Origin of the sequence: Pseudomonas sp. B16(2017), from assembly GCF_002113205.1 — a bacterium.
In the GTDB taxonomy this organism is placed as follows: domain Bacteria; phylum Pseudomonadota; class Gammaproteobacteria; order Pseudomonadales; family Pseudomonadaceae; genus Aquipseudomonas; species Aquipseudomonas pharyngis.
Genome location: NZ_NEKA01000008.1, coordinates 152138 through 170096, shown reverse-complemented (window position 1 = coordinate 170096; position 17959 = coordinate 152138). Strand labels below are relative to the sequence as shown.

The following is a 17959-nucleotide window of genomic DNA, read 5'->3' as shown; positions in this document are numbered from 1 at the left end:
GGGTTGACCTCTCTCGACTTGATTTACTTGTAACGACTGGCTGCCGAGCTGTGGGACAGGTTGGGCGCCATCACATGACGGGCAGCGACGAAGGCTTGCCATTCCCCGGCATAGGGCAGCGAAGGAATCGTGACGAGCTCGCCCTGATCCAGACCGGACAGCGCGGCATCGACCATCTCGCCCGCTTCCATGACCATTTCCGCCGGAATATTGGTGGCATCCAGACCCGAACGCTCCCAGATTTCGGTGCGCGTCACTCCAGGCAGAACCGCTTGCACCTTGACACCTGTGCCTTCGAGTTCCGCATTCAGCGTTTGGGAGAGGCTCAACACGTAAGCCTTGCTGGCGCTGTAGGTGGCGTTGAAGCGCTCGGGGAACAAGGCGACCACGGATGCAATGTTGATGATCGTGCCACGCCCGGCGTTGGTGAATGCCGCGGCAGCGGCCGAGGCCAGTCGGGTGAGCGTCGTGACGTTCAACTGAATCAGTTTCTCCAGCTCGTCCGGGTCGGCGTTGGCCAGCAATCCGTTGACCGCTACTCCCGCATTGTTGACCAGCAGGCTGATACTGGAATCGCTGCGCAGACGCTGCTCAAGCTTGATCACTTCCTCCTTCTGCGTCAGATCGGCCTTGAGCACTTCAACCTGAACGCCATGGACGTCTCGCAGTTTGCTCGCAGCCGATTCCAGACGCGCCTTGTCACGAGCGACCAGCAGCAGATCGAAACCACGCGCCGCCAATCGCTCGGCATACACGGCACCGATGCCGGAAGAAGCGCCCGTGACCAGCGCCGTGCCTTGGGATTTCGGTGAATTCATGACGATACTCCTGGGATGCGTTAGGAATGAACGACCGCTAAAAAGCAGAACGCTTCAGTGGCGACTGAAATTATTATAGGCATAATCTCAAGACAATATGATAGCCATAATTTTCCATTTCCCGACGGAAAGGCTGTCGCCCTCCTGTGCTGTGCTCAACCTGGAAGCAAAAAGGGCCGGTCAATGACCGGCCCCTTGGCGTTGAACAATCAGCTTAGTTCACTTCCAGCTTGTCGCGATTGCGATCCAGGATCGCCTTGCCGATCCCCTTCACTTCCAGCAGCTCATCCACGGACGCAAACGGCCCGTTTGTTTCACGATAAGCAACAATCGCTTTCGCCTTGGCCTCGCCCACGCCTGCCAATTCCTTTTGCAGAGTGGCCGCGTCGGCACCGTTCAGATCGACCTTCTGATTTTCAGAAGTGGCTGACGCGTCCATCACCACGGGTGCCTTGTTCGCTTCTGAAGAACCCAGAGGCGCAGCAATGGCAGCAATAGAGGCGCTGGTCAGCAGGGCAAAAATCAGGGAGTAGAAATATCCGGTACGCATAAGTGACGCTCCTTCATCAATTGAGAAAGCAGCTTTTCCGAAGCTGCTCTCCAAACTTAGGCGATGATCGGGACAAGTCAAAAATGCGTCCGTTACAGGATGTGAAACAATCAGGGTTCGAGACGGCGCTGCTGATAAATCCAGTCGACGATCTCGCCGTCGGGGGTATAACCACTGACGGTTTCGCGCAGGAGTTGGCGGACTCGGGAGTAATCATCTGCATCGACAGCAGCGAGCAGCTCTCCCAACCGGGATTTAAGAACATCCCAAGGCAAGTGGTCCTCATTGGCCGTCATGATCATCGGATGCGGCGTCGCGGCAACATTGTCGCCAATCAGCAGTTCTTCATAGAGCTTTTCACCGGGACGCAACCCCGTGAACTCGATGGAAATATCGCCCTGCGGATTGCGTTCGGAACGTATGCTCAAACCGGACAAATGAATCATTTTCTCGGCCAGTTCCACGATTCTTACCGGCTCGCCCATATCCAGCACGAACACATCGCCGCCCTGCCCCATGGAGCCCGCCTGAATCACCAGTTGGGCGGCTTCCGGGATCGTCATGAAGTAGCGGGTGATTTTCGGGTGGGTGACCGTCAGAGGGCCGCCGGACTTGATTTGACTGTGAAACAGTGGGATCACCGAACCGGACGAGCCCAGTACGTTGCCGAAGCGGACCATGGTGAAGCGGGTTTTGTTGACGCGTGAAACGTTGGCCTTGTCGCCGAACAACACTGGCGCAACTTCTCGACTCAATGCCTGAAGCGTGAGCTCCGCCAGACGCTTGGTACTGCCCATGACGTTGGTCGGACGAACGGCCTTGTCGGTCGAGATCAGCACGAAATTCGAAACGCCCGACTGCAACGCCGCCTGTGCCGTATTGAGCGTACCGATCACGTTATTCAACACGCCTTCGGCGATATTGTGCTCGACCATCGGCACATGCTTGTAGGCCGCCGCGTGGTAAACGGTGTCGACCTTCCAGGTTTTCATCACATCCAGCAGTTTGTCCTGATGGCGGATCGAGCCGAGAATTGGCAGCAAACGAACGGGCGTCGACTCACGACTGCCACGCTGCTCGAGCTCCGAGAGAATGCTGTAGAGGTTGAATTCGCTATGTTCGAACAGCAGAAGCGTCGTCGGCTGCAACGAAAATATCTGCCGGCACAGTTCAGAACCGATGGATCCCCCTGCGCCGGTGACCATCACCGTCTTGCCCTTGATGCAGCGTTCGAGCAAATCCGGCTGAGCCGGCACTGAGTCACGCCCCAGCAGGTCGGCAATATCGACTTCTTGAATGTCTTCGACTTTTACCCGGCCACTGGCCAGGTCAGTAAAGTTGGGAACGCTGCGAACGTGCAGCGGAAAACCTTCCAGCAGGTTGAGAATTTCCCGACGACGGGCACGAGTCGAGGAAGGCAGTGCCAGAAGAATTTCCTGGGCACCGGTCACGTCGATCATTTGCTGGATATGTTTGGGCTTGTAGACCTGCAGCCCGGAAATCGAGCGGTCCGAGATACCCGGATCATCATCGATGAACGCCACGGGACGCAGCACCCGGCCCATGCGCAGTGCCGCAACCAGTTGATTGCCCGCCACGCCGGCACCGTACACTGCCACTTTGGTCAGCCCGTCGTCGCGGTTGGTGAAGGGCACGTGCTGGGCTGCGGTAAACCAGTCGCCCATGAAGTATTGGCGCATGCACAGGCGCAAACCGCCTATGATGACGAGACTGAGCCACCAATAGTTGAAAATGATGGAGCGGGGAACCACGGCCTCGTGGTTGCTGTACCAATAAACCACCAGCGCCAGGATCAGCGATGAAAGACTGACGGCCTTGACGATCGCGATCAGCGCATCGTTACCGAAGTAACGCATGACTGCACGGTACATTCCGAAGCGAATGAAAAGCGGGATTGCAACGATCGGGGCACTGACGAACAACCAGAAATGTACTTTAAGCGGGTTGTACATATCGTCGATGCCGAGCCGGACGATGAACGCAAGCCAAAGAGACCCCCAGACCAGAAACACATCTGTGGCAACTTGAATCAGTCGTTTTTGCCTGCGTGGCAAACCTAACAAAAAGGCGCGTAATTTATCCATAAACCTCAACCGACCAGGCACGTTGGCCTACTTAATCCGCCTTCATTGTACGTAATAATTAGAGGCCAGACGGATTTTGTCTAACGATCCTTGCCCCGCACAGTTTTGACTTCATACTCACCCGCATGAAACTTCACCGCCAGAACCAGCAATGGCACATAGGCAATTATCAGGCCTGTCGCTCCATCCAGCCCCGTCACTACCACGGCGATGGCAACCGGCAGTAGCCACAGCACATTGATCAACGCCACGGCAATAGTCACCGGCAAATGCCTTCCATAAACCCGCGAGGCGTACTGGTAGGCATGACTTCGATGAGCTTCATACACCTTCTCGCCTCGCAGCAAACGCCTGAGCAACGTAAACGTCGCATCGACGATAAACACGCCCGGCAGGATCAGCCATGCCCACAAGAGATCCGGGTTGAGCGATGCCGCCTGTAATGCAAGGACCCCCAAAATGACTCCCAGAAATCCGCTTCCGGCATCACCCATAAAAATTTTTGCCGGTGGAAAATTCCAGACCAGAAACCCCAGGACCGACATTGCCAACAGCAATGGTGCCCAGATAAAGCCCTCATGACCGGTGATCCAATAGAGAAGGCAGGCTGAACCACAGACACTGATTGCCTCGACGCTGGCCAGGCCGTCGATTCCGTCCATGAAATTGTAAAGGTTCAACATCCATACCAGATAAAAAAGTGCGAAGACATTGCTGACCCAGCCCGGATCCAAGGTCATACCAAACACTTCCACCGGTGCCAGTCCGCCGGTCCACCACAACACCCAGGTCGCCGCAGCAAAATGGCCGAGCAGACGCCAGCGAGCCGCAATATGGCCATGATCATCCATGAATCCGATCACAGCCACCAAGGCGCCCGCACCGGCAGCGCCCAGAAAAAAGCCGGAATCGATCAACCCTGCTGACCATATTGCCACCAGGCCAGACAAAAAGGTCACGACGATCGATACCCCACCGCCACGCGGAGTGGGAACGGCGTGAGAGCTGCGATCATTCGGCACGTCGAGCATGCTGCGGGCCAACGCATATCGGCGAAGGCCGGCAGTCAATGCAAACGAAAGGCCGCAGATAGCAGGTATGAGCCACCAGAAAATCATCGAGTACATCACTCCAAAAGGTAAAACGTGTCACACGTGATGCCCCACGCTCTCTTTGAGAAAACAAGTGAGCTGGCAAATGAGGGGAGACGGCGGCAGGCCGCGCCCGGTGCACCAAAACGGCTAAGGATACACGACGGATTGCACCTCGGATGGCCGACAGCAATCGTCGTGAGTGGCGGATGGGCTGTATTTTGCAAGTTTTCGTGCAAAAGGCCATGAATGAAAAGGATGACGCGACCTACCTTGCAGATTAAGATTACGGGCTTTTTTTCGAAATGATGGACGACAGCCGATGGCTGACGTCTCGAGGGACTGTAAATGGTATTTTTTCCGGTATTTCTTTCGGTTGTCTTTGTAGTGCGCAACCAATCTAACCATATTGGAAGTATCCTGGCAGACGCAGTTGAACGGATGTCCACGCTCGTTAGCGACTATGAACTTATTGTTGTCGATAACGCTTCGGATGACGACAGCATATCGATACTAAAAAGCCTGACCGGCGAAAACGGTCTGCCCAACTTGCAAGTCTATGCACTGACCAAAGAAGTCGATGCCGATACCGCATCGTGGGCTGGCCTGGAAAACGCTCTGGGCGATTTCGTCGCAGTGATCGATCCGCTAGTCGATGACATCGCTTTCTTGCCTGAGATGCTCGACAAGGCAGTCAGCGGCGCCGACGTGGTTTTCGCCAAGAACAAACAGAAACCCGCACAAAGTCTCGCTTACGAAGTCGCCTATTCGGTCTTCAACAAAGTATACAAATCGTTCAACGGCATACATCTTGCCACCGAGGCCCCGCAATATCGGGTGCTCAGCAAGCGCGTCATCAATTTCATCCTGCAGCACCCTCAACCTTCGGTAACCTATCGCCACCTCCCGGCGACAGGCGGTTTTGCCCGTGCCAATCTGAACTACAGTTCCAGCCCTCGAGTAACACAGAAGAAACGTCTGCGCGAAAGTATTGATCGGGGCATGCTCCTGTTGGTGTCGACCACTCGGGCGCCCATGCGGCTGGTTACTTCCCTTTCGCTGTTTGGCGCAGTCGCGAATCTCATTTACAGCTTCTATGTGGTCGCCAGCGGCTTTCTCAAAACAGACATTGCACCGGGCTGGATCAGTCTCTCCTTACAACAATCCGGCATGTTTTTCCTGATTTCGCTGGTGCTCCTGGTACTGGGCGAATACATCCTGCACATGACCAGCCTGACCAATGAAGGTCCGCTCTATCATATTGCCCAGGAGTTCACCAGCGCGCGCATAACCCGCCGGGAAAAACTGAATATCGAAGAGGTCGCATCGCCCGAGACGCCTCAATCCTCCTCAGGCCGAGTGGCGTGATGTCGACGACTAATATGCAGGATGCGGTCGTTGTAGGAGGGGGGTTCTACGGCGCAGCGATCGCGGTTTACCTTGCCAGACAACGCGGCATGAAACAGGTCATGCTTATCGAGCGTGAATCTTCGCTGTTGAGCCGGGCCTCTTATAACAATCAGGCTCGCGTACACAATGGCTACCACTACCCGCGCAGTTTCACCACGGCATACCGCAGCCGGGTCAACCTTCCGAAATTCGTTCAAGACTGGCCTGAAGCCGTAAAACAGGACTTCACCAAGCTGTATGCAATCGCACGACGCAATTCGAAGGTTACTGCCAACCAGTTCGAACGCTTTTACAGGGAAATTGGGGCAAAAATCGAGCTGGCCAGCCCTGCGCTTCGATCACTATTCGAGCCAAGGCTGATCGAAGAGGTTTTTCTGGTTGAAGAGTACGCATTCGACTCGACTCAACTGGCGAGATGGGCAATACGTGAACTGCAGGAGAGCGGTGTGCGCATTCGCCTGAATACCCAGGCCGTGGCCATTGCCAACAGCCCGAACCAATCGCTGAACATTACCCTGGCCCCCGACGGCAAAGATCGGGAACAGATCAGCGCTCGATACGTCTTCAACTGCACCTACAGTGGTCTGAACCAGTTTGGCGGCGACTTTCCTGGCACTCGCACTGCGTTGAAACAGGAAATTACCGAAATGGCGCTCATGCGAATGCCGCCAGCACTCAGCGATCTGGGTATCACCGTAATGGATGGACCGTTCTTTTCCGTTATGCCCTTTCCAGCTCGTGGCTTGCATACGGTTTCGCATGTTCGCTACACGCCCCACCTGCATTGGGCCGACGACCCTAATACAAATCCCTACCAAAAGCTGGACACCTATCAAAGGGATACACGCGTGGATCGGATGATTCGCGATATTGGGCGCTACTTGCCTTCAGTACTGGGCTCCGAATACGTCGACTCACTCTTCGAGGTCAAAACCATTCTCAGCAAAAATGAAGGCGACGACGGCCGACCTATTTTGTTCGAGAAACACGAAACCCTCCCGGGCTGTTATTCCATCCTGGGTGGCAAGATTGACAATATTTATGACGTGCTGGAAAAGCTCGAGACTGAAAACCTGTCCGGCACGCAAACCACCTCTTCCGAGCAAGCACAATGAATTCGCTGATTGAAATTACTATTCCGGTCCTGAACGAAGAGTCAACGCTCGCGGAACAGGTTCGTAAAACCCACGATTATATTCAAACCAACCTGAGCGATATCGGCATCATCCGCATTGTCCTCGCGGATAATGGATCCACCGACCGAACTCAAGAAATTGCTCTGGAGCTGCAAAAAAGCCTGTCCGACGTTCGCTACCTGCGCCTTGAACAGCGCGGAGTCGGTCGTGCGCTAAAAGCGTCCTGGACACAATCGAGCGCCGACATCGTCGGCTACATGGATCTCGACCTGGCCACCGACTTGAGCCACCTGCGCCCGGCGCTCGAAGCGCTGAAAGCCAACAAGGCAGATATTGTGACTGGCTCGCGCCTGGCCAAAGGCGCCAAGGTCATCGGACGCAAACCCCTCAGAAACGTTACCAGCTTTGGCTTTAACCTCATCGTCAAACTGATTTTCCGAACGTCATTCAGCGATGGGATGTGCGGGTTCAAATTTCTCCAGCGCAGTGTTCTCGCCCCTTTGATGCAGACAGGCGCCAACAGTGACGGATGGTTTTTTGCAACCGAGTTGCTGATCACCGGGGAACACTTGAAATACCGCGTGATGGACTTGCCGGTCACCTGGACTGATGATCCGAACTCGAAGGTGAAAGTGCTCAAACTGACCATCGAGTACCTCAAAGCGATGTTTTCCCTGCGCCAACGCCTGAACAACTCAAAGCGTGAAGCATGAAGAACTCGAGTCTTTCGCCAGACCATAAACAGTTGATATTGGGTACCGCCCTCTGGGGCTGGGGTATTGAACGTGCCCAGGCATATGAGTTGCTTGAGCAGTTTTTGCTCAGCGGCGGAACAATGGTCGACACCGCGACGAACTACCCTATCAACAAGCGTCAGGAGGACTTCGGTCTCGCTGTTCGCTGGATTGCTGACTGGGTCAGGCAAAACACCAGCTCCAAACTCGCACTGACTGTCAAAATCGGCTCGAAGGACAATATGGGCTCGCCTGAAGTCAGTCTGAGCCCGGATGATATAGATCGCGCATCGAGTACCCTGCACAGTCAATTTGGTTCGGCACTTTCCTGCGTTTCGATCCACTGGGACAATCGCGCAGAGGACGACATCGACGGCGCGACCATTGCAGATACCGTCGAGGCCATGTCCAGACTTGAACAGCAGGGTCTCGGTATCGGTCTTTCGGGTATCAGACATCCCGAGCTTTATTACAAGGCCGATCCGTCGCTCTCTCGCAAGTGGGCCATTCAGGTCAAAGAGAACCTCAAGACCCATGCTGCTCGCGCAGCCTACGAAGCCTGGTTTCCCGATGCGAAGTATCTGGCCTACGGTATCAATCTTGGCGGCCTGAAGACCGAAGCGGCCAAGACAAACAGTTCGATGGAATTGCGCAACATCAATATTCCTCAGGCGTTTACACAGAAGCTCGTCGACTTCCTCAACGAGCCGCACGCATTCGAACCAAGACCCACAACGCTCAACGAACTGGCCCTCGCCGCTTCCTTTGTAAACCCGTCGCTGTCCGGGATCGTCATTGGCCCCAGAAACACCGACCAATTGGACAATACCCTCAACTATTGGAAATCGCTGCAAGCACAAGCAGACACAAGTACAGGGCAGAAAGTCTTCACTCGACTGTTCGAAGAATTACCGTCCGACTAGGAAGACTCGCTGACAATGCAACCGCTCAAATTCATATTTGCAGGCGTCGCCAATACGGCCATCGGCTATGGCGTTTTCCTGCTACTTGTCACATTGCTGGACATGAACCCTTCCTATGCGAACGCCATTGGCTATGTCATTGCCTTGATAGCCGCGTTCATCCTCAACAAGACTTTTGTGTTCAACCAATCCACCACTGATCGAAGCACGATACCGAAGTTCATTGTTGCTTTCGGCATTGCTTTTGGAATCAACCAGCTGGTGTTGATCTCCGGGTATCGCCTGGCGGGCCTGGATCCGAAAATCGCGCAAGTATTTGCCATGATTTCTTACACCATCAGCTTTTACGCTCTGAACAAAAAATTTGTATTCAACAAAAAAACAGATATCGATTAAAAAAGACACTACACAAGGACACAACAAGTGCCGACCACCCCCATCAACAAGCGCGTCACAAACGCCTTGTTCTCACCGCTTAGTTATGGCTTAGCTCTTCTGCTCTCCATGGCAGTTGGTGTTATTTTTTTTATTGCCAACAACACAACTATCCCTGCACCACTCCCACCAGAAGAAAATTATATTCCCGCTCTGAAGGTTAACTTTGATCAGTGCACAACTGGAAAATACTGGATAACTGTAAATGGCTGGGCACTATTGGACCGGCCTGACAGCGCGACAAAAATCCACCTATTTGCCACCGGGCCAGGCGGCTCTATAAAACTGACAACACGGCGCCTGCAAAGAAAAGATGTCAGTGACTTTCTAAAAATTCACAGTGATTTCCACTTGCACGGTTTTTACGCATCAGCAATAGGGCGCAACCTGAGCCAGCGGTATGGTGAAAAAGTAAAAATCTTCATTGAAGACTCGAAGGGCTTAATTCACTACGGAGGCGAAAATGTCTGCACAGCAAATTGATTCCAACACCCAAAAGACACTGGCCTTTGTGTTATTTATTGCCTTGTTCTACTTGTACTTCTTTCTAACTCTGGAACTTAAACCTTTTTCCGACGATGTAACTTTTCTATCAGTTGCCACATCAGGCGAATCACCGCTCCACTATTTAGCCAGGCGCTACAACGTCTGGACGGGTAGGATCGTTATTGAAGCAGTCATGTACACCACGATCGCCTATTCTGCGTTCTGGAAACTGGCAATACCTACTTTATTGCTACTTAGCATCTACGCCACCTGGAGAGTTTTCTTTTCCAAGACAATCGACTTCCGCTATGGCATTCCGATCTGCATGGCTTTAATGCTGTTAACAGGCCACAACATCCTCGACACCACCATATATTACGTGACCGGATTTTATAACTACTTGCTGCCGATTTCAGCAGCAGTTTTTGTATGCGCAACATTCATGCGCCCCTCGTTATTCTCTACCCCCGAGAAATTTCTCGCCATTCCTCTCGCACTGATCGCATCACAGTCCGAGCAGGCCGGCATATCAACACTCGCACTGTTTACCGTTTCTTTATTATGGGACAAAAAGAGTTCATTAGCATATAGAAGCACACTACTGGTAATCGTTGCCATTGGATTTGCGTTTCTTATCACCGCCCCAGGGAACTACCTGCGCCTCGTCTCCGAATTGCGCTACATGCCAGAATTCAATGACTACAATATAATAAAGAAAATCTCGACTGGCTTTGATGTTTTCAACGCCCACTACACCGACACAAGAAATCTATACCCAAAAGCGATCGGAATACTAATAACGATGCTTGCCTTTCAAAAACAATTCAAATTCAAAAAAATTGCCTTTGTATTGATGGCGATCGGAGTATTCCAAGGAAGTATTTTTTCTAACATCTTCAACATAGGAACAAATGAGTATTACTCCCTGCGCTACGCAAGCACAGGACTCGGCCTGGAGTACTTTTTGTCCTACACGCTTAGTATTCTTTCCCTTGTCAGCATGATCTACATCATGAAACAACTGTTAGAAAATGACGCGAGCTTCTATCTCGCCACTTTCTTCCTGCTCCTGCATACCGCAGTTACGACTCTGGTAGGTCTTTCTCCGACAGCATATGAATCGGGCTACAGGGTTCTATTGGCAGGTGACATGATAAGCCTAATGTTGATTTGCCTGCTCATTAAAGAACTCATTGATCAGCGCAGTCATTGCGTGCTGCCTACCCCTTCGAAATAACCCCTTGATCAAGAGTTTCATGTACCGAACACTTGATTAACAGGTGTTCGGTACATATAAAGGGATAAACGGAGGGGATGGGGAGGGGGCGATGGGTATCTATAAGCAAACCATCCAGTCAAGAGCCCAGCTCAAAATCCACAATCAGTTTTAACGCCAATACTTTTCCATACTGACGCAACTCTGGTACAGCGGTAGCCTCCCAATAGTCCGCCTTTAACATAGGCCCTATATAGAACAACCAATCGGACGCCTTTCCCTGCTGACTTAGCACGGCCAATTCACTGCTAACACACAACCCAAGGTTTAACGCATCGACCTTCAAAAGACCATCGCGCTCCAGCTGTCGGATCAAACGATCCTCAACCCGCCTAAGATTGGTGTTAGGTCCTGTACAATTTACGACTTTGGCAACTTTCAAGCTTGTAACGGATTGCTCGCCTCTTGCTTGAATATCAATATTCATGCCTTCTGCACAAGTTGTTACAGCCTTGATCCGTCCCGCTATTGAGCGAATTTGCCCGCGCGACTGAGCCCTCTCGAAGCGGCTGTACGCCTCCGGGGCCACTCGATGGCGATGAACATCCCAATAAGGCTGGAGGTGCCGCAGAAACCGTTGACGCTCGATGTTGGGCAGACGTTTCCACAACGTAGGAGTAATGGGCCGCAATGCACCCAGAACATCTCGCCAGTCAACACCCCGCTGCTCACACAAATCGACTTCAGTACGAATTACCCGCATGTAACTACGTACGGTTGACGCAGTGCTCATTAACTTAGCAACGATGTCCGTAGACAGCAGCTCAGCGTTACGGCTTGCACGATGAGGAGCAGGGCACAAACCGCGACGCGAGAGCATATGAATTGGCCCCCGATGCCCTTCATGTATCAGTCCGAGCGCAACGTCGAGCGCGGTTAGCCCGGCCCCCACAAGCAGAATCGGTAAGTCGACATCTGGAGTGGCTGCTTTACTGATCGCCCAAGGGTCAGATTCATAAAGATCAGATTCAACGTGAGATGTAAAACAATCCAGATCAACAGGTGAAAAGTTACCAAACGCGAGCACCACTCGATCCGCGATAACTTTTTCACCGCCGGCCAACTCAACAACGCCTTGCGCACCTTGTGCCTTTATTGAATGCACTTCGGAAACTAGTCGTTCCAACCGCACGCTCTTCGAGCAATGCTTTTCGGCATCATCCAGAACCGACGTCAGATACTCTCCATAAATCTTGCGCGGAATGAATGACGATGCCGTGCAGGCAGGATCCCTCGCCTGGCAGAAGCGCAGAAAGTGCTCAGGATCATCGACGTCCGCACTCATATTCCCCGCAGGCACATTGAGCAGGTGTAACGGGCTGTTGGTGCCGTACGCCAATCCTCGCGCCATGGTCCCGGAGCGGTTGATGAGTACGACTCGGACATCGGAGAGGCTGCGACGCAAGAATTGTGCTGCCGTTACTGCACCGCTGAAACCAGCGCCAATGATGACGAGGGTTTTCATTGATCAAACCTTTTATCCAGGTATTCCAGTACTCTTGCGATGGATTCGGACAGGTCTTCGGCAACAGTGTTGATGCGAATATCCGGATTGACCGGTGCCTCATAGGCAGAGTCGATCCCGGTGAAGTTCTTGATCTGGCCCGCTCTTGCCTTGCTGTAGAGTCCTTTCGGATCGCGTCGCTCACACTCTTCCAGCGAGGTGTCGATAAAGACTTCGACAAATGCTTCATTGCCGATGACGTCACGCGCCATGGCGCGATCACGATGAAACGGGGAAATGAACGCGGTAATCACGATCAACCCGGCGTCGATGAGTAACTTCGACACTTCTGCAACACGTCGAATATTCTCGACCCGATCAGCATCGGTAAAACCCAGATCCTTGCACAAACCCATGCGCAAGTTGTCGCCATCCAACAGAAATGTGTGCCGGGCCTTGGCCACGAGTGCCTGCTCCAGAGCATTGGCGATCGTCGACTTGCCCGAGCCACTCAAACCCGTCAGCCAGATAACAGCCGGTTTTTGCCCCTTTACCTGAGCTCTTGCCGACGCACTGATGGCGGTAGCGTGAAAAACCAGATCCTTGCTCATACGATTAACCTTATTCGAATCAGACTACAAGACCCGCCAGCAACTGGCGGGCCTTCTGCTCTAAGCGTGGGGCAACAGGCGATCACGCAGGGCCTTGATGCGAGCCTCGCAGATCCGGTAAGACTCACTAGCCAGCAAGTCAGCACGCTGTTGCTCATCGGTCAGCGCAAGCGTATGGGTATCGCAACCGATCCGGTGAATGTAATCACCGATAAAATCACAGGTACGCAGTGATGCCCAATCCGTCCCGTCGCGCGTGAACAACTGCAGGGTCAGATAATAGTCTTCCATGTACTTCATATCATCAAAGTACGTGACGGCTTCCAGATCGCACTTGTTCAGATCGAGGAGGAAACTGTGCAGCGGCGCGTGGTTATGTTCGACGAAATCACGGTAGTTATCGCCGTAATCGAAAATCTTTTCACGCTTGACGATGCAACCAGTCGCCGAATCCACCATGGTGGAGTAGACACGTGCAAAGGTTGCATTTTTGCCACTCGACTTGATCTGTTCCAGTTGTGAGCTGTAAGCCCACGGAAACAGCATGTCGTCATAATCAAGAAATGCTGCGTAACCACTACCGACTGCTTTAAGCGCGTCATTGAGCATCAACGAACGCAGGTCCGGCGTTTGCTCCGTCGAGAAGTAACGACGAATCACCGGAGCACAATGTTCACTCCACGGCAATTGAGCGAGTTGCGTTTCAAGTGTTGCAATTTCCTCGTCATCCATGTCCTGGATAGCCAGAACAGGCAACACCTGACTACCGGACTGAGCGATCAACGAAAAAAGTGCATTGATCAGCGATGCCCGGTCACCACGACGGTGGTAGCGCACAATTGTCGATACGGTATCGAGCGCAGAACCGTGGACACCGTCCTCCGGCAACAGTCGGAAACATGAGGCTTCGCAGCATATCTTGTAGCCGATCGCCGGAGCATTCGGGCGCAATTCCATGCAGGCAACTTGATCAGCCTCGATACTGAAGTTGGCAGTGCCTTCGCCCTGCACGAACGACGGATCGTTTCGCAAACTGGCCGACACGGAATAACCCTCGTGCCGCTTCGCCATTTTCAGCAACGACTCGACGGCCGTTGCAGGGAACAGGCAAATATCACTGAAGCGCAGCGTGAAGTCAGATTCGGCAGGCACATGACCGGAGATTTTCACACCTTGTCCCTGCAACGCCTGGTGAAGCTCTGCGTTTTCGACAGAAACCGAGCAAGCCTTGAACGCCCCTGAATTGGCAAGGCATGTCAGGAACTTGCGGCGCAACTCAGGTTCAGCCTCCAGGCGTGCCACGGCTTCAGGTGTCAGCACGACATTCAGCTTCAATTCTGCTGGCAGGACACAATTGGTGGTCGCCGAAAACGACTGGCCGGACAATGCACGTCCGATGGAGTTGAGGTAGCCGTAACCAAAGCGGGTATCGGGCTCAAGGTGCGCCCCCTCAGCCCATTCGTTCCAGGCGTTTACCACTACGTAGCGGCGATCTTCCGGCAGGTTCTGCTCGGAGTAATCCACCAGATACTCCATCCAGCTCTGGAATTTTTCCGTAGTGAAGTGGTTAAGCACGTACGCCCGGTTACCGTAACGAGCAGTGTTATCCCAGGTTGGAACCAGCGACCGGAACAGCGTGAAATCCTTGCCCAGATCCTGCCCCATGTAGTGATCGGCAACTTCGCTGTAGTTAATGACGTTACCTTCCAGAGGCCAGTAAGGGCGCAACTGGCTGCGAGTGTCCTGAACCGCGTCGGCAGTCCAGTCATGCAGTACCCGTTCGACGGCAGAGTCCATGCCATGGTCTTGCGGATTTGTCGCACCGCGCGTCAGCGTCGCCACCATGTATGGTGCCTTGAGGCCCTCGCGCTCGCACTCTTCGCGCCACACAGCCAAGTATTCGTCGATATGCTCGATCGAGGATGGACGATACACGTGCAACATCGGACGCCCATCTACTTTGATATAGCGCTCGTCCTTGAAGAACGGGATGAGATAGCGAATAAAACCACGGGCGTCTTCTTTCGAATAGACCTGTCCCAGCAGAATTTCCGCCTCATTACCATCCCAGCGGCGAGTCCAGTTCTCGTTCGCCCAACAGAAACAGAACGGCATATCGATCTGCTGATTATCCAGCAGCATCTGTGCCGGCTTCTCGAGGATCATTCTGCCGGTAAACCAGTAATGATAGAAAATCAGGCCGTGAACACCTGACTTCTTCATCATTTCAGCCTGCTGTTCCAACCTGGCCGGGCCGTCAAGATGGTAGTAACCGATGTCCTCGTGCGGGACATGTTGCTGATAATGACCATAGAACAACGGATTGGCCGAACGGACTTTGTACCACTCGGTAAATCCGGTGCCGTGCCATTCATCATTCTCGGGTGTCGGATGAAACTGCGGCAGGTAGTACGCCAGCACCTTGATGGTGTCGTGTGTGATGCTCGCAGAGTAATCAACCTGTGGCTCGTAATATTCCCGAGGCTCATGCGAAATCTGCGGAGCTTCCAACTGATAGTTACGTCCCTCACTGGTGGTCGTATTGACCAGTATCAGGCGTTCCAGCGAACGGCTCAGCAGATCGCCGGCAACGGCGTCTTCGCTGCTCGCGAAGTGCTCGAATTGCAATGGCAACTGCAGCAGGTCACTGATAGTGCCAACCCGTGCCCAGAACAGCCCGACTCGAGGGAATTGCGCACTAGGGAAAGTAGTCGCATCGATCTCGCGGTACTTTTCCAGAGCCGTGGCAATCACGTTTCCGGCATCAGTCCAGCCAGCCTGGTGGTAGATGGCAGACTCAGGTCGGGTGTCGACGGGATATACAACCTTCGCGTCCCCACCGAGCAATTGAAGAATCTGCCCGACATTGGCAGGGGAACCGCATAGTAGCTCCAGGCGCTCTTTCAACCCCGAACCGTCATCGTTATCGGCGCTGCCGGCTTCGTCATGGAAGTGCGCTATTACGTCGTAAGCTTTCAATCGACTGCCGAACTGGACAATCAGCGCAGCAATCGCTCCAACCTGCCCAGGGACAACCTCAACGACCAACTTGCGCAACAGAGGCACTGCTGCACGTAACGCTCTGTCGTCAAACTTCGAGCTATCGCCGCTGCTGCGAGAAATGAACAGATCGAATTCGACCGGGACATTTTTGAGGTAGCTGAGCCAATGGCCCGACAATTGCTCACCGCTCAAATGAAGATGAACGGCAACCATTCCAGGCGCTGTTGTTGGTGCCTCTGGCAGGTAAGGATCCAGGTAGTAAGGCACCACTTTGAGTACTTCGTACTCAGTCAATGCGGCGTCGCCAAGCGGTTTTGAAACCTGATTCAACGCCAGTCGCTTCTGGCTGAGCTTGAGCTTGCGGACTGCAATAGCCAGTGCATGACGCAAACCGCCACGGCGAGCTTCGCGTACAAAACGGCTGAGCAGCTGCGGCTGTTGCGCAAGCAGATTCAACAGTTGTATGGCGACGCGATGGCGGCCGACCTTGCGGGATAGATGGTAGTTACGACCTTTGGTGTCGTGGATCGACCGGCCTTCGTAGTACCCGTGGCGCAAATAATGGATCAGCGGATTGATACGGCGTAACCGCACGTCCGGATAGTTGTCGAGATAGGACTTGGTGGAAAATCCTGCCGACGGGTCACGCCCCTCACGCCAGCCCTGCTCAAGATAGTGCTGCAACGGGTCGACACCCGCCGCCCGAACATCTTTGTAGGTACTGAGGTAGTAAGCGGCATCGAACAGCTCGCTCTGAGCCGGATGATCATCTCGATAGCGAAGACCGAACCGCTCTGCAATGCGCGAGACAAGGGATTTCAGCAAAAAGCGTCCAGAAGAATAACGACGCAGGTCAGCCTCAAGGCTCTCAATTGATAGCTCCGCGTCTGAAAGAGACGTCTTGAAAACACCATACTCAGTCTCGAGCCAACGACGGTGTCCGTCGAGGTTTGAGTAATCGGCCTTCAACGCTTCGTGTCGTTTATCAAGTTCGCCGTAGTCGGCGGCAAGCGTCGTGATGTTTTGTTCTTTCAGCCTCAGTTGCACATTCAGATCAGCGTTGTTTTCATCGAAACGACGCATGAGTCGATAGGCAGGCAAACGTTCGTTCATCGCCTCGCAAAGGCTGTTGACAGTGCTGACGACCGCCTGGTCATCTGCACGCTCATCACGCGAGAGTTCCAATAGCAGAAGGCTGAGGTTCAAGACATCGGCCGGTACTGCGGAATCCTTTTTGAGCTCGTCCAGCGTAAAGCTGTTGTGCTGCAGCGACCGCTGGAGAAAGTTGCTCTGATATTCCAGGAACTCGGAGCCCTGCGGGTCAAACGGCAACCCCAGCGACTCAGACATGCGTCGCAGCTGCTTCTCGGGTTCCTGAAGCATCAACTCGTAATTTACAAAAACGCGCGATGCTCCCTGGCTGTATTTCAAGCTGAACAGCATGTGCTCAAGCCAGAGAAAGTAGCCTTTCTCAACTTCAAACTCGTTCCGTTTGACCAATGAATGCGCAACGTTTATCGGATTACGGAAAGCAATGACATAGCTGACCTGCAGACCCAGTTCGGCAAAGATCTCCTGCCAAAATGGCAGCAGTCGGGACATCCGCGGGTCTTTTACACCAAAACACTTGATCTCATTGAGCTTATCGCGCAGATGCTCGATTGCTCGCGCCTTGTGGCTCTGCGCGACCGGCGAGTCCAGCTCTTCCCGGCGAATGGGAAGCAGACTGTCCCAGGCGTGCCCCAGATCCGCCAGCAACTCTTCGTTGTAAGCGGTAATCGTTGCGTCTTCAAAAAAGCCTTTTTCGTTATTGCCCGACTCGGCAGGCAACAGGTTATCGCCCAGATCGACACCAAGGACTTTCAAACCACGCGTAATGGCACTCGTACCGCTTCGGTGCATGCCCAGAACTACGACTATTTGTTTATGATCCATAA

General features: G+C 53.3%; 14 protein-coding genes. 7 read left to right on the top strand and 7 right to left on the bottom strand.

Annotated features, from left to right (window positions below):
• Positions 1 to 23: 23 nt before the first annotated feature.
• From CAG25_RS16010 to CAG25_RS15995, 4 genes are all read right to left on the bottom strand, one after another.
• The gene (locus CAG25_RS16010) at positions 24 to 818 is read right to left on the bottom strand and encodes an SDR family oxidoreductase (RefSeq protein ID WP_085612188.1); all 795 of its coding nucleotides are present in this window, start codon (positions 816 to 818) and stop codon (positions 24 to 26) included.
• 214 nt (positions 819 to 1032) lie between these two features.
• The gene (locus CAG25_RS16005; protein WP_085612187.1) at positions 1033 to 1368 is read right to left on the bottom strand and encodes a ComEA family DNA-binding protein; all 336 of its coding nucleotides are present in this window, start codon (positions 1366 to 1368) and stop codon (positions 1033 to 1035) included.
• A gap of 110 nt (positions 1369 to 1478) precedes the next feature.
• Positions 1479 to 3473 (bottom strand): nucleoside-diphosphate sugar epimerase/dehydratase, encoded by a 1995-nt coding sequence (locus tag CAG25_RS16000; RefSeq protein WP_085612186.1) that lies wholly within the window; start codon positions 3471 to 3473, stop codon positions 1479 to 1481.
• Between the two features lie 80 nt (positions 3474 to 3553).
• Positions 3554 to 4591: a glycosyltransferase family 4 protein gene (locus CAG25_RS15995; RefSeq protein ID WP_085612259.1), complete on the bottom strand. Its 1038-nt coding sequence runs from the start codon at positions 4589 to 4591 to the stop codon at positions 3554 to 3556.
• A 321-nt stretch (positions 4592 to 4912) separates the two neighbouring features.
• Here CAG25_RS15995 and CAG25_RS15990 point away from each other — a divergent pair, with 321 nt between their 5' ends.
• The 7 genes from CAG25_RS15990 to CAG25_RS15965 are packed head-to-tail and all read left to right on the top strand — an operon-like array spanning position 4913 to position 10925.
• The gene (locus CAG25_RS15990; protein ID WP_085612185.1) at positions 4913 to 5932 is read left to right on the top strand and encodes a glycosyltransferase; all 1020 of its coding nucleotides are present in this window, start codon (positions 4913 to 4915) and stop codon (positions 5930 to 5932) included.
• Positions 5932 to 7089 carry an FAD-binding oxidoreductase gene (locus CAG25_RS15985; RefSeq protein ID WP_085612184.1) on the top strand — a complete coding sequence of 386 codons (1158 nt, stop codon included), beginning with the start codon at positions 5932 to 5934 and terminating at the stop codon, positions 7087 to 7089. The genes CAG25_RS15990 and CAG25_RS15985 overlap by 1 nt, the downstream gene beginning before the upstream one ends.
• On the top strand, positions 7086 to 7823 hold the full coding sequence (locus CAG25_RS15980) for a glycosyltransferase (protein ID WP_085612183.1): 738 nt from the start codon (positions 7086 to 7088) through the stop codon (positions 7821 to 7823). Before CAG25_RS15985 ends, CAG25_RS15980 begins: the two co-directional genes overlap by 4 nt.
• Positions 7820 to 8767 carry an aldo/keto reductase gene (locus CAG25_RS15975; RefSeq protein ID WP_085612182.1) on the top strand — a complete coding sequence of 316 codons (948 nt, stop codon included), beginning with the start codon at positions 7820 to 7822 and terminating at the stop codon, positions 8765 to 8767. Before CAG25_RS15980 ends, CAG25_RS15975 begins: the two co-directional genes overlap by 4 nt.
• Before the next feature lie 15 nt (positions 8768 to 8782).
• Positions 8783 to 9163: a GtrA family protein gene (locus CAG25_RS15970; protein ID WP_085612181.1), complete on the top strand. Its 381-nt coding sequence runs from the start codon at positions 8783 to 8785 to the stop codon at positions 9161 to 9163.
• A gap of 27 nt (positions 9164 to 9190) precedes the next feature.
• The gene (locus CAG25_RS28410; protein WP_143492943.1) at positions 9191 to 9685 is read left to right on the top strand and encodes a hypothetical protein; all 495 of its coding nucleotides are present in this window, start codon (positions 9191 to 9193) and stop codon (positions 9683 to 9685) included.
• The gene (locus CAG25_RS15965; protein WP_085612180.1) at positions 9666 to 10925 is read left to right on the top strand and encodes a hypothetical protein; all 1260 of its coding nucleotides are present in this window, start codon (positions 9666 to 9668) and stop codon (positions 10923 to 10925) included. Before CAG25_RS28410 ends, CAG25_RS15965 begins: the two co-directional genes overlap by 20 nt.
• Before the next feature lie 118 nt (positions 10926 to 11043).
• On the opposite strand, the gene CAG25_RS15960 is transcribed toward CAG25_RS15965, so the two are convergent.
• The 3 genes from CAG25_RS15960 to CAG25_RS15950 are packed head-to-tail and all read right to left on the bottom strand — an operon-like array spanning position 11044 to position 17957.
• Positions 11044 to 12429 (bottom strand): FAD/NAD(P)-binding protein, encoded by a 1386-nt coding sequence (locus CAG25_RS15960; protein ID WP_085612179.1) that lies wholly within the window; start codon positions 12427 to 12429, stop codon positions 11044 to 11046.
• Positions 12426 to 13019, bottom strand: a complete 594-nt coding sequence (cysC, locus tag CAG25_RS15955; protein ID WP_065257146.1) for an adenylyl-sulfate kinase — start codon at positions 13017 to 13019, stop codon at positions 12426 to 12428. The genes CAG25_RS15960 and cysC overlap by 4 nt, the downstream gene beginning before the upstream one ends.
• A gap of 60 nt (positions 13020 to 13079) precedes the next feature.
• Positions 13080 to 17957: a glycoside hydrolase family 99-like domain-containing protein gene (locus tag CAG25_RS15950; RefSeq protein WP_085612178.1), complete on the bottom strand. Its 4878-nt coding sequence runs from the start codon at positions 17955 to 17957 to the stop codon at positions 13080 to 13082.
• Between the last annotated feature and the right edge of the window lie 2 nt (positions 17958 to 17959).